Genomic DNA, 13,127 nt, shown 5'->3' on the forward strand with positions numbered 1-13,127 from the left:
AGCACAGCCATCCCCCTTCCCGGCTCATATAATCAAGCCAGGCTCAAAGGCCAAGAAAATCAAGCAGCTTGTCCAAGGTGTCGGAAAAGAGCCCGGTCATGATGCAGGTCAGTAAATACATGCCAACTACGGACCTGAGTGCATATTTCTGCAGCCGCGCCGGGGTCCATTTTTCCTCTGCTTTTTGGGGCGTTTTTTTTGCGACTTTCTTTTGCGGTGGCTTTTTTGAATTCTGGTCCGGCTGCAAGGTAAGACGCATATCTACATAGTTCTGCCACCAACTGACCGATTCACGATTAACTTCATATTGCAAGGCATCTTTCTTGTCTGAACCTAACTTCTGTAACAACTTGTGCATAGCCAGGAGCTGTTCATGAATTTCTGCAAAGGCCTTGAACTTTTCTTCGTTTGGAATAGCCATCAATAATTGAAAAGCGGCAGCTGTCGGTGTGCCATAGGGCAGGCTCTCCATGTCACGACGCCACTCGCGCGCGTTAGCACGCCTGACCAGGTTGATGACTGCTGCCGAATGCTGGCGGCGCTTGGGCAATAAGTTTTTCCAGTCGTAATACGCAGTCAAAAATTTGACCAGTGGGTAGCGCTCGTCGAAGGATTCATTGATTACCTGCACAAAAGCCTGTTCCAGCCTGACCTTGAAATCCAGATTTCCCCAGGCTGGCTGCTCCAGTAATTGCCTGAGCTTTGCTTCTTGCTGACGGACATCAGTCCTCAGCAATATGTTACAAACTTGCAGGGCCGCAGTTGCTGCATCAGGTGGGTGATTACCAGTGGCAGCATTGCTGCTGCCTTGCCCGGGCATTTCAGAATCTGACTGCGCAATATTTTTAAGATTTGCCTTGTTCGAGAAATAAGCAATTTGAGGACGTGGGCCCGGTTTCCATTTTTGTCTCAGTTGCTGTTCCAGGGTATTGTCAGATTCCAGATTTAAATCCAGATTGACGGACCAGTCCAAAGGCTGGTCCAGCACATGTCCAGGAAAACCGCCAGGTACCTCTGTCTTTTGCTGAGTTTGTTCAACAGCTTGAGGCACAGGGCGCGGCCCTGGCGGTACCGTTTGGGTTTGGGACTGAGTTTGACCACCCCAGGATAAAATTTGTGCATCCAGGTCCGTCGTACTGGGCAGGGATGGGTCTTCCTCCGGCCTGGTGTCTGGCTGGAGTATCGCTGCCATGTCCAGCTCAGGCAGGTCTGGCTGCTCTTCAGTGAAATTGGGGCCCGGCGCCTTGTCAGTATCGCTTGCTGTGGAAAGCGCCAATTCATAGGCCTGCCGCAAGGCCTTGAAACCTTCAGGATCATCTTCAGGGTTGACCTGCTTCAGACGCGCGGCATAGGCAAGTTTGATTTGCCGCTTGTCATCTGTGGCGGCAATACCAAGGTGGACGAAGGGTTTCATAACAAGGGCGCGCCCTCGAATCGGGTCAGCACTTCCGTGAACGCCTCATTGGCCTTGGCAATTTCTCTTGGGTTTTGTCGTGCCAGTATTTGCTCATACTGGCTGAGGCGTGCAGCAACCCATTCACGGCGGTTACCAAGATTTTGTTCATACAGCCGTTTCAGGCGTTCCAGCATGGCCTGATTTTCAAGTTGATCACGCGGATGTATTTTCAATGCACGCATCGCCACCAGGCTGCGTTCAAGTTGCTCTGCCGACATCGCGCCGGGATTTTGTTCTATGACCAGGTTTTGCTTTGCCCCTGTGGCTTTAATGGTAGCTTCCACTTCCAGCAAGCCATTGATGTCATAGGTGAAACGAATGTCTACACTGCGGTCCGTATTCGGCGTAAAAGGCAGGGGAAGAGTGAAGGCTCCCAGCGCAATATTGTCTTTGGTTTCGCGACTTTCCCCCTGGTAGACCCTGATATCGATCTGTTCCTGCTTGTCACTGATGGGTTGAAATTCCTTGGAGCGGCTGACTGGTACTACCGTGTTACGTTCAATCAGAGGACTGAACAAACCAGTGCGATACTCGCCGTCACCGTACTCTTCTGATACTGCGATACCGAGCGAATAAGGGCAGACATCCGTCATGACAACTTCATTAAGTGCCTCGTCCCTGGCTTTTAGGCCAGCCTGGACGGCAGCGCCGATGACGATGGCCTCATCCGGATTGATATCACGGCTGGGGAAGCGGCCAAACAAACGGGTCAACAGACGATGGACGATAGTCATGCGGGTAGAGCCGCCTACCATTACAACGCGGTCAAGCTCATTCGGCCTGATATTGGAATCACGCAGTGCGCGCTCTATAGGCTGGCTCAGGCGTTGCAGCAAGTCTGCGCACAGTTTCTCATAAGCAGTGAGACTGACCTCCCAGAGCAGCTCAGATTCATTGTGACGGTAAGAAAAGGTGGCATGATCCCCACCTGACAGGGCGCGCTTGACCCGCTCTGCTTCTGTGCGCAAATGGGTACGCTGGGCGGCGCTCAAATCGGTCTCAATAATACCGGCAGTCTTGCCGGCATGTTCAATGAAGCCCTTGACCAGCACCCCGGTAAAATCTTCACCACCAAGGAAATTGTCACCTGCAGTTGCACGGACTTCCATGATGCCTGCAAACAATTCCAGAATGGACACATCAAAGGTGCCGCCACCAAGATCAAACACCAGGAATTGTGATTCTTTAGGCGCCAGGTGCAGACCATAGGCCAGTGCGGCAGCCGTTGGTTCGTTCAACAAACGTTCTACCTTCAGGCCTGCCAATTCACCGGCAATGCGGGTGGCCTTGCGCTGGGTGTCGTTAAAATAGGCTGGTACGGTAATGACGGCTTCAGTCACTTTTTCACCAAGAAAAGCCTCGGCATCGGCAACCAGTGACTTCAGCACCAGCGCAGATAACTCTTCTGGCCGGTAGTTTTTACCCGCAAGCCGCATGCTCTTTTCCGTACCCATGTAGCGTTTGAAAAGAGCAGCAGAACGGTCAGGATTGGTCAGCAAGCGGTCACGTGCAGGCAAGCCTACCAGCACTTCGCCGTTGTCGTTGATACTGACACAGGAAGGTGTCAGCACATGACCCAGCGCGTTGGCAATCAATTGCGCCTGACCATCTTTCCAGACAGCGATCAAGCTATTGGTTGTACCCAGATCTATACCGACTATCATTTCAAAAGCCTTTATTATAAATTCCGACTAAAATTGTTTAGTACCACTAGTGGACCGGCCAGCCATAGGCCGCACATTGACGGGCAATCGCAGGTGTCCAGAATTTACTTGGTAAGAACAAGGCGACACCTGGAAATGCATCATGTATCAACACCGGCAAATAATTGGAGAGCAGGCGATTAACCGGCAAATGCTTGCGTATCAACAAAATTGCGGAAGTACACACATCGTCACTCGATATTCTATAGGGCAGCTCTGCGCCTAGCGTCATCGGTATTTCGTCTGTCATGAAGTCCGCCATGAAACCCAGGCGCGCATCAAACGGCCTGCATCCTTTGTAGGAGTTCAGTTTTTTGGCGATAACTTCAAGCTGAGGCGGTGTCAGCAAACCCTGGGGATCAAAAACGATTTGCGCGAAGCGATCTACATTCTCATCTGTATAGGCTTGATTATGTGCCTGTACTATGCAAGCCCAGACTACCCTTCCTCCTCGATAAAGGGAGAAGTAAGTCTGAAACCACAGATTGAAATACTTGTCCTTGAACCAGTCAATTCTCTTGGTCGTCAGGTACTCACGCTGATGCATGGGCCAGTTGTCTATCAATTGCTGTACGGCGGGCATTTCATCATTGATGCTGGCAGCCCGCTGCGTAAAGGCAGCCTTTCCCCATTGCTTGAAGGCAGAACGCAGTTGTTGCGAGGTTTCTTTAGCAAACAGTCGTCGTAATATAGCCTGTAAAGGGAAAAAAGGCATCCCCATCTCGCCACCTGTTGCATTGAAGACCGCAACCAAAGACCTGGCCGGGCTGGCAGTGATGCTTTTTTTCTCAGGAAAACGCTGCCCGAATTGCGCAGTGCTGTACCAGTCAACATGGCAGCCGGCTGCTTTGGCGATGACCTTGCTGCAATAAAACGCAACACAATACAAAAAATTCATATTCGCAGTGCGGGCTGTGAACTCATCTTCAGTCATGCTCAGGCTGTTTTGCAATTCGCCCAGCAGATAATCTACCCTTAACAGGCTGGGCAAGGAAAAATCCAGCTTTAGCTGATACAAGGCTCTTTGAAAGCAAATGCCATCATCAAACGGGTAGCGTGCAATCAGTGCATCGAGGTAGCGTGAGCCTATTTCATTACTATTCCAGCCCGGCTCAGGCAAGGATAAAAATGAAGGGCAGCGTGCCGCAATGACTGGCGACTCTGACTCATAACTGGCTTGCGAAGGCTTGAGCTTGCGATCATATTCCATAGGTTTGCGCCAATGGGTATCACAACGACTGGACAACAAAGCGGTAAACTCAGGCAATATTTCATCAAGCATGGGGAAGATTGCCTCGGGATAGCGATACACTTGCACCATGCCGGCAAGCAGACCCGGGCCTTGTTCTGAGCGTGAATATGGCAGGGCCAGTACCAGACCATGCAAAACCTCGGGCACAACCGAAAATTCGATCAACAGGGTAAGAGCGCAGGCAGAATCGGGCATGAACGTTGCGCGGCTCTCAGCCATCAGCTTGACGACAGTGCCCGCCATATTGGTTTGCAACCACACCTGTTTTCTTTGCTCGAAATCATCTGCACCGCTATCCAGTTTTTCTTCCCAGCGCCTGCCACTTTCATGCAATTCATAAAGCGTCGGTGGCCAATCACTTTTAGGCAACACCTGAAACGCTGCTGCGGCGACATCTGCTGCCATGGCAATGGCAGTACGCAGAGATGATGTAAGCAGCATGAGACGGTATCCTAAAAACTGGTATGAATAATGATGGCTGCCTGATGTTGCACAATTGCAATTTTACCTCTTGAACTCATCTGATCTGGCCTGATTATCCCTGGCGAAATGTCTAAGAAAAAAGTTCTTAGTGCAAAATAAAAAACCCCATAGTTTAACATCCTGCATATGATCAGGAGTGAATTCTGCGCGCCAGACAATTAAATTCAGAGCTAAAAGCGGGACAGCACTACGAGCCAAAAATTGGCAATGAAAATCTGCTATCCAAAGCTGGAGCTCAAGATAAAACCGAAAATTTCAAGAACCCACTATCCAGCCTTCAAGCGGATCAAATTCCGGCAAACCAAAATTCTGACCGCGTCTGTCATGAGCCCAGGCGGCCAAAACCATGCATAGCACGGCATCCAGCAAATCGGCGCTACCATCGCTCAATAATGCATCGCCAAAATTACCTGCATGGAGTTTGATTTTCCATGGTGTAGCGCCGGCTTTCAGCGCCTGCAGGATGTGCTCGCGGGCCTGCCTGCGCTCTGGAGTTTGCTTGCTCTTGTCATCGCTTTTATACGAAGCTTTGGTGATGCTGCGTGCCACCATGCCGGGATAAGCTTCGAGGGCGATGCGTTGCGGGTCGCCTTCAACCATGCCAGGGATGCTGACACGGGCATCCAGCAAGCGTGGGGCACCTGCGTGCAGCATATAGGCCACCGGGGGATTCACCCATTTCATCGACGGTGAAGAGCCAGCGGGGATGTCGGTTGCTCTGTGGGCAAATTTATTACCAACGGCACGGGCATCACAAAATGCCTTGAATTGCAGGCGTAGTTCTGCGCGCGTTTGTGTTTGCAGATGGCGCATCAAATCTGGCCAATTGGCTGGCCAGTGCAGATGTTCCACCAGTTCGCGTGGCAAGGAAAATGGCAAGTCGAAACCCGCCAGCCAGGGGCCAGGTTGCATGAGCCAGTTGTCAAAAGCAGCAAAATCGCTGAGTGTTTGCAGGGACTCCAGGTACAGCACACCAGCTTGCATCTGGCCGCTGGCGATCGTGATGCCTTTGCGGCGTGATGGTGCCGAGGTGAAATCCACACCGTGCAATTTCATCCGTAATGCCCAAAGGTGACGACGCGCATGAGGCCACGGTAAATCAGATAAGCCGTGCCATGCCAGGCGCGTTTGTACCAGGCCTTCTTTTGTACATCTTCTGCAAAGATTTCTGTACCATCAGCTATGCCTAATTCCAGCTCATGCGCCAGGCTTGCTGTAAATGTCTTGTCGCGGATGACAACATTGGCTTCGTGGTTGACGAACAGGCTGAGTCCGTCAAAGTTACTGGAGCCAACAGTGGCCCAGTCTTCATCGATAACGGCGACTTTGGCATGCAATTGCGTCTTGCCATATTCGACTATGCGCACGCCCGCTGTCAGTAATTTGGGGTAAAAAGACTGTGAGACTGCATCCTGCAAGGCGAACTGGCCAACACCTAGCAAGAGCACCACATCTACACCGCGAGTGGCAGCAGACACGAGGGCACGGCGGAATTTTCTGCCGGGGGCAAAGTAAGGCGTGACCAAAATGGCGCGTGATCTTGCCATGCCCAGCGCCTGCAGGTAGGCGCGTTGTATGGTGGCGCGGTTACGCAAGTTGTCGCGTACCACCAGCGCCGCCGAAGTGACTTGCTTACCTGCGACCTTGGCATCGGCATGCAAATGCTTCATCAACGCAAAGCGGGTACGCAAACCCAGCTTGCCCAGCTTGCGCCATTGTGATTCGACTTCCAGGTGGATATTAGCAACGAGGGGGCCAGTGACGGTAACAGCAAAGTCCCAGCGAGGAAAAGGCAAAGCCAGGCCAGAACCATCGTCAGCAATACAGTCGTCAATGATATTCAAGCCACCGACGATGGCGACTTGCCTGTCAACCACACAGATTTTTCTATGGGTACGGGCCAGGCCGCGCTTGAACCATGGGTTAAAGCAGCGGCAAACTACGCCCTGCTCATTAAAACGCCTTGTCAAATCAATCGCATGGCTTCTGTCACTGCCTATCCAGTCTATGACCACCCTGACCTGCACACCACGCGCTGCTGCCTGCACCAGTGCAGCCTGCACAGACTGCGCAGTCTGGTCCGCCGCAAAGATATAGGACTCCAGATACACTTCATGCTGTGCCTGGTCGATGGATGCAATCAAGGCGGGGAAAAACTGGGCACCGCTGTGCAAAAGCTCTACATCATTGCCTTCAATGAAATGCAGTTTACTCATGAGCTTTTTGTTGTGTCCAGTAATTCAAGGCTGACGGTGATAGGTACATGATCGGACAATGTAGTCCAGGGTGCGCCTTTCATGACATGCGCCTCTTCCACCTTGAAGCCACGCAGATACACACGGTCCAGGCATAACCAGGGCAAGCCAGCGGGGAAGGTGCGGGCATGGCCGCCGGAGTTTTTACTCAATATCTTGCGCATGCCCTTCAGCGAAAAGCGTGATGCCGCAGGCTGCGCCTCAACATCAAAGGCTTCGATGACAGCCAGTTCCTGGTAAAGGGTCTGGCTCAGGCGCTGGCTCCAGTCATTGAAGTCACCGGCAATTATCAGTGGCGCATCGGCAGGTAAATCTTGTTTGATGGTTTTTATCAGTGCCTGTATTTGTCGACGCCTGCTGCCAGCAAACAAACCAAGATGAATCACAAAACAATGCACCTGGATTTTGTCGATCTGCACGATGGCATGCAAGATGCCACGCTGCTCATAAGCATGGTCTGATACATCATGATTGGTGAAAGAGGCGATTGGAAAGCGGCTCAGCAAGGCGTTGCCATGGTGGCCATGCTCATACACGGCATTCATGCCATACACTGCCTGATGGGATTGTCCTGCCAGGAAATCATGTTGACTCTCTTGCGGCCAGAGTGTGTGATTTTCTGCATGCAGGTCATGTTGCCCCTGTACTTCCTGTAAAAATACCAGGTCAGCATCGAGCAAATCTATCGCTTCCTTGATACCGTGGATGCGGGCCTTGCGGCCAAATGCACTGACGCCCTTGTGGATATTGTAGGTGGCAATGCGAAGCTTCATGGTGGTTCCCTTTAGCTTGTTAAACCTCGATCAGCTTTGGCAGTTGCAGTATGGCTTCAGCATTTGATGCGGAGAAGCACTTGTCTGCGGCATCCTGCCATGGCAACCACAGGTATTGCAGATGTTCACGCGGTGCCAGCCTGATTGTTACATCGGGGCTGACACGCAGGCCAAACACATGCTCGGTATTTTGCGTCACACCCGGCGCATAGCGATGACGCCACACCGGGTAGATTTCATATATATTGGTCAGCCCCCAATCTTGCAAGTCGAATTGCAGGGCATCAATACCGGTTTCTTCAGCCACTTCACGGATGGCGGTGGTCTGCCAGGCCTCGTCCACGGTATCTTTCGACCCTGTGACAGATTGCCAGAATCCCGCCTTGTCAGCGCGTTCCAGCAATAGAACATCAAGTGCAGCGGTGTAAATAACTACCAGGACAGATTCAGGGATTTTATGCGTTGACATGCCAGGCCGAAATGATGATCCGGTGTTTTCAAAACCACCATTCTAACGCCTTTGGCTCATCCATATTTGATACCGCAAAGTAAAACGGCACTCCCTGAGCAAGATGCTCAATAGAATGCCGCTAAAACCAGAGCAACGTAGACCAATGTACCTTAACAGGTACCTTAATACGGACCAACGCTGCCTTGAAATATTTTCGCCTGCCTGGTCAGTGATATTTATTTCTTCTCGAAGTAAGTACCCACGCAAACCATGCTGTCACCAGCGCCGCGCTCGCAATATGAACGTTTCAGGTCATAACTCTGCGTCGCAGGATTATTGAACTTATAAGGGCCATACCAGCCTTTGGACGAGGTCTTCACCAAGTCTATCATGCCCTTGATGAAGGCGTTACCATCTACATCCTTCATGGTCATCAGGTTTTTACCTACCATTTTTGCATTCGCACCCTGCGCCAGACAATTTCCTTCAAAGTCATACACAAAGACATATAAGTCTTTTTCCTTGAATGCGCCATCAGGATGATCAGTGAACACTTTGTAGGCTTTTTCTGCGCCAGCTGACTTGACGAGGGCAACGGCTTTTTTGACCATGTCCTGCGCTTCAGCCTCTGAACCATGTTCGCCTGCGGCAAGAACCGGTGCCGCGCATGCAGCAATTATAAAACCCAGCGGCAATATTTTTTTAAACTGATGCATCATCATTCCCCCTCAAAAAGTGAACACTTACACATACGGAAAGTAGCCCGGCACTAGCAATTTGTTTCTTTATAGCAGTTTTTTGGCGCAGGTTCATTCTTGCAACAAGAGTTGACATTGAGGGATACTTGCTGCGTTGCCATAGATATAGAACAAACTAATCTGAGATAGACGACTGTCAGCAAGCAAAGCTGTGCAGTCTGCATCTTTTATGCAACGCAGCAAATATAAAAAAAGGCCTGCAGAGCAGGCCTTTCGGGTCCAACAAATAACAACGCAAATGAAGACTTACTTCTTCACCGGCACAGCAGGCGGCATTTCTTTTTCCTGCAATTGCCTGACTTGCGGCACCAGCTTATTGTGGGCATCCAGGAAGGCAGCAACAATGACCTTGGCTTCATTAGTATTGCTCCAGCCTGCACCAAAGCCACCGCCAGCGGCACCAAAGCTGAGACCACCCATGCCCAGATCTGTGGTCTTGGCAGAACCGGTTGCGGCTGCCAGTTGCTCGGTGGTTTCATTATCAGTCAATAATAAAACCACTTGTGCTTCCTTGAAGCTGACCTTCTCTGCGTATCCTGTGAAATTTTTCAGGAAAGGGATCATGCCCATGATGGCACCAATGCCGCCACCGGCCTTGCTTTCAGAAAAAGTCAGGCTGGGGGTAATCGTGTATTGCGCTTCATAGCCTTTGCCCTTGGACACCGTAGAATTTTTACGGATAATGCCCTGGTCCTTGAGTTCCTGTTCCTGTATCACGGCCTTCAAACCAGATGAACGGTCCACCACGCGGAAGCAACCACTTTGCTGTGCCAGCAAACGTATCAAAGGCACAGGTGAAGACGGCAGATTGTACTGGCTGCTCATGGTGTAGCCGTTCGGGTTCTCGACCAGAGACAAGGTCGCCACAGGCGCATCACACTTGACCAGGGTCTTGCTGGCACCCTTGGCACCAGCAGGGCCGGCAGCGCCTGTCACTTCAGAAGAACCTTCACCAAGCTCGGTTTTCTTTTCTCCGCAAGCGGCGAGAAACAAACTGCTGCTCAACAATAAAAATAAGGCTGTCTTGTTATTCACTTGCATACTCTTTTCATTGTTGTCAGTTTCATTAATACGTCCTTGCGGATGAAGAATTACGCGAGTTTTGGTTCTGCTGCACGCAAACGGATATGCAGTTCACGCAATTGTTTTTCATCAACTTCAGACGGTGCTTGTGTCAACAGACATTGGGCACGCTGGGTTTTCGGGAAAGCGATGACGTCACGGATGGATTCTGCACCTGTCATCATGGTGACGATACGGTCCAGTCCAAAAGCCAGGCCACCATGTGGAGGTGCGCCGTATTGCAATGCATCCAGCAAGAAGCCGAACTTCAATTGTGCTTCTGCATCATCGATCTTCAATGCGCGGAACACTTTGCTTTGTACCTCAGCACGGTGGATACGGACAGAGCCGCCGCCCAGTTCCCAACCATTGAGGACCATGTCGTAAGCCTTGGCGATACATTTGCCTGGATCTGTTTCCATCAAGTCTTCATGGCCATCTTTTGGTGCCGTGAATGGATGATGCGTCGCTGTCCAGCGATCGTTTTCTTCATCATGTTCAAACATAGGGAAGTCAACTACCCACAATGGTTTCCATACGTCTTCAAACAAGCCATTGGCTTTGCCGAATTCACTGTGGCCGATTTTCACGCGCAATGCGCCGATGGCGTCGTTCACCACTTTAGCCCTGTCAGCGCCGAAGAAAATCAGATCGCCATCTTGCGCGCCCGTCAGTTCCAGGATTTGTGTCAAAGCTGCGTCATGAATGTTCTTGACGATAGGAGACTGCAAGCCATCACGGCCTTGTGCCTTGTCATTGACCTTGATGTAAGCCAGACCCTTGGCGCCATAGATGGCAACAAATTGGGTGTAAGCATCAATCTCGGAACGTGGCATGTTGGAGCCGCCAGGTACACGCAAGCCAACTACGCGGCCATTGACCATGTTAGCTGCACCGGAGAATACTTTGAAATCAACATCCTTCATCACGTCAGTCAAATCTGTGAATTGCAGTTTGACGCGCATGTCTGGCTTGTCGGAACCATACAAGCCCATGGCTTCCGCAAAGTCCATGACAGGGAAAGGATTTGGCAGGTCGATGTCCAGCGTGTTTTTGAAGACCAGACGTATCATGCCTTCAAACATGTCGCGAATCTCTTGCTCATTCATGAAAGAAGTTTCGCAATCGATCTGGGTGAATTCTGGCTGGCGGTCAGCACGCAAATCTTCATCGCGGAAGCATTTGGTGATCTGGTAGTAACGGTCAAAGTTAGCCACCATCAGCAATTGTTTGAACAATTGTGGGGATTGTGGCAGCGCAAAGAAGTTACCAGCGTTGACGCGGGAAGGCACCAGATAGTCACGTGCACCTTCAGGCGTGGACTTGGTCAGCATCGGTGTTTCAATGTCGATAAAGCCGTTCGCGTCAAGGAACTTGCGCACTTCCATCGTTACCTTGTAACGCAGGCGCAGGTTGTTTTGCATTTGCGGACGGCGCAAATCCAGCACACGGTGAGTCAGGCGTGTAGTTTCAGACAGGTTGTCATCATCCAGCTGGAATGGAGGCGTGACGGAAGGATTCAATACTTCCACTTCATGCGCCAGCACTTCGATCTTGCCGGATTTCAGGTTGCTGTTGCCAGTACCATCTGGACGGCTGCGTACCAGGCCAGTAATGCGCAGGCAGAATTCATTACGAACGGATTCAGCAGCTTTAAATACATCAACGCGATCAGGATCGCAAACAACCTGCACCAGACCTTCGCGGTCGCGCAAATCAATAAAGATCACGCCGCCGTGATCGCGACGACGATGCACCCAGCCACACAGGCTGACGGTTTGGCCGAGTAATTCCTCAGTAGTGAGGCCGCAGTATTGGGTACGCATGGACATATTTCTTACCTGTCTGTATTCAAAATTAAAAATGATTTGATGCAGTGGATAACCACATCATTTATTTGGTGGGGAGATGCTCGGGAGCCACCACGCCCATGGAAACAATATACTTGAGTGCGGCATCGACACTCATGTCCAGTTCTATGGCTTGATCCCTGGGTAACATCAGGAAAAAGCCGGAAGTCGGATTCGGCGTTGTCGGTACATACACGCTGACAAAATCACCCTTGAGATGATTGACGACATCACCACCCGGTACACCAGTCAGAAAACCTATGGTCCAGCAATCACGGCGTGGATATTCAATCAGCACGGCTTTGCGGAAGGCATTGCCGGACGATGAAAACAGCGTATCCGATACCTGCTTTACGCTGGAATAAATGGAGCTGACGATAGGAATGCGCTGCAACAGACTTTCCCAGGCTTTGATGACGTAATTACCAATAAAGTTCTGTGCCAGCAAACCAGTCACAAAGACGATCAGCAAGGTCAAAATCGTCCCTATGCCCAGCACCTTGAAACCCACCAGTTTTTCTGGACGCCATTCAACTGGCAACAGTAACAGGGACTGGTCCATGGTACTGATAATGGCATGCAGCACCCACAGCGTGATTGCCAGGGGTACTAAAATCAGCAAGCCAGTAATAAAGTATTTACGCATGGTAATCGCAAGTTTTCTGAGTGAAACGACAATAATAATGGATTAAGGGCTATCAAGGGCAATCAAGAACAGCTCAGGCAGCTTTGCCTGAGTCGCTTGCCGGAGCCGCCGCTGGGGCAGATGCGGCAGTTGTACTGGAGTCGGCAGCCGATGTTGTTGTCCCTGTTGCCGTTGTTGATGCAGCAGAGCCACCTTCAGCCGCCGGGGCAGCAGCACCGCCTGAACCACCACGGAAGTCAGTCACATACCAGCCCGAGCCCTTGAGCTGGAAGCCGGCAGCAGTCACTTGTTTGCGGAAAGAAGACTTGCCGCAAGTCGGACAAACACTGAGCGGCTCTTCAGACATCTTTTGCAAAACATCCTTGGCAAAGCCGCATTCTTCACAGCGGTAAGCATAAATCGGCATGGCGTAGCCCTAAAAAAACTGATAAAACCCTG

General features: G+C 51.0%; 12 protein-coding genes. All 12 read right to left on the reverse strand.

Going from position 1 to position 13,127, the window contains the following annotated elements:
• Positions 1 to 43 precede the first annotated feature (43 nt).
• Entirely contained in the window at positions 44 to 1,414 is a 1,371-nt protein-coding gene (locus ACO0LD_RS17590) for a hypothetical protein (protein WP_423009089.1), read from the reverse strand.
• A complete protein-coding gene (locus ACO0LD_RS17595) occupies positions 1,411 to 3,120 on the reverse strand; it encodes an Hsp70 family protein (RefSeq protein WP_423009091.1) in 1,710 nt (569 codons plus the stop codon). The genes ACO0LD_RS17590 and ACO0LD_RS17595 overlap by 4 nt, the downstream gene beginning before the upstream one ends.
• A 46-nt stretch (positions 3,121 to 3,166) precedes the next feature.
• Positions 3,167 to 4,852 carry a hypothetical protein gene (locus tag ACO0LD_RS17600; protein ID WP_423009093.1) on the reverse strand — a complete coding sequence of 562 codons (1,686 nt, stop codon included), beginning with the start codon at positions 4,850 to 4,852 and terminating at the stop codon, positions 3,167 to 3,169.
• A gap of 297 nt (positions 4,853 to 5,149) precedes the next feature.
• Entirely contained in the window at positions 5,150 to 5,950 is an 801-nt protein-coding gene (locus ACO0LD_RS17605; protein WP_423009095.1) for a DUF429 domain-containing protein, read from the reverse strand.
• Positions 5,947 to 7,110 (reverse strand): phospholipase D-like domain-containing protein, encoded by a 1,164-nt coding sequence (locus ACO0LD_RS17610; protein ID WP_423009097.1) that lies wholly within the window; start codon positions 7,108 to 7,110, stop codon positions 5,947 to 5,949. The genes ACO0LD_RS17605 and ACO0LD_RS17610 overlap by 4 nt, the downstream gene beginning before the upstream one ends.
• On the reverse strand, positions 7,107 to 7,922 hold the full coding sequence (locus tag ACO0LD_RS17615) for an endonuclease/exonuclease/phosphatase family protein (protein ID WP_423009100.1): 816 nt from the start codon (positions 7,920 to 7,922) through the stop codon (positions 7,107 to 7,109). The genes ACO0LD_RS17610 and ACO0LD_RS17615 overlap by 4 nt, the downstream gene beginning before the upstream one ends.
• A gap of 19 nt (positions 7,923 to 7,941) precedes the next feature.
• Complete coding sequence (nudB, locus tag ACO0LD_RS17620) at positions 7,942 to 8,391, reverse strand: dihydroneopterin triphosphate diphosphatase (RefSeq protein WP_423009102.1); 450 nt, start codon at positions 8,389 to 8,391, stop codon at positions 7,942 to 7,944.
• A gap of 218 nt (positions 8,392 to 8,609) precedes the next feature.
• Complete coding sequence (locus ACO0LD_RS17625; protein ID WP_423009104.1) at positions 8,610 to 9,095, reverse strand: cache domain-containing protein; 486 nt, start codon at positions 9,093 to 9,095, stop codon at positions 8,610 to 8,612.
• Between the two features lie 282 nt (positions 9,096 to 9,377).
• Positions 9,378 to 10,172 (reverse strand): CsgG/HfaB family protein, encoded by a 795-nt coding sequence (locus tag ACO0LD_RS17630; protein WP_423009106.1) that lies wholly within the window; start codon positions 10,170 to 10,172, stop codon positions 9,378 to 9,380.
• Positions 10,173 to 10,222: 50 nt separating this feature from the next.
• Complete coding sequence (gene aspS, locus ACO0LD_RS17635; RefSeq protein WP_423009108.1) at positions 10,223 to 12,025, reverse strand: aspartate--tRNA ligase; 1,803 nt, start codon at positions 12,023 to 12,025, stop codon at positions 10,223 to 10,225.
• Between the two features lie 61 nt (positions 12,026 to 12,086).
• Complete coding sequence (locus tag ACO0LD_RS17640) at positions 12,087 to 12,689, reverse strand: DUF502 domain-containing protein (protein ID WP_423009111.1); 603 nt, start codon at positions 12,687 to 12,689, stop codon at positions 12,087 to 12,089.
• A 73-nt stretch (positions 12,690 to 12,762) separates the two neighbouring features.
• On the reverse strand, positions 12,763 to 13,095 hold the full coding sequence (locus tag ACO0LD_RS17645; protein WP_423009113.1) for an FmdB family zinc ribbon protein: 333 nt from the start codon (positions 13,093 to 13,095) through the stop codon (positions 12,763 to 12,765).
• Positions 13,096 to 13,127 lie beyond the last annotated feature (32 nt).

This window comes from Undibacterium sp. Ji83W (assembly GCF_049340385.1).
Classification (GTDB): domain Bacteria; phylum Pseudomonadota; class Gammaproteobacteria; order Burkholderiales; family Burkholderiaceae_D; genus Undibacterium.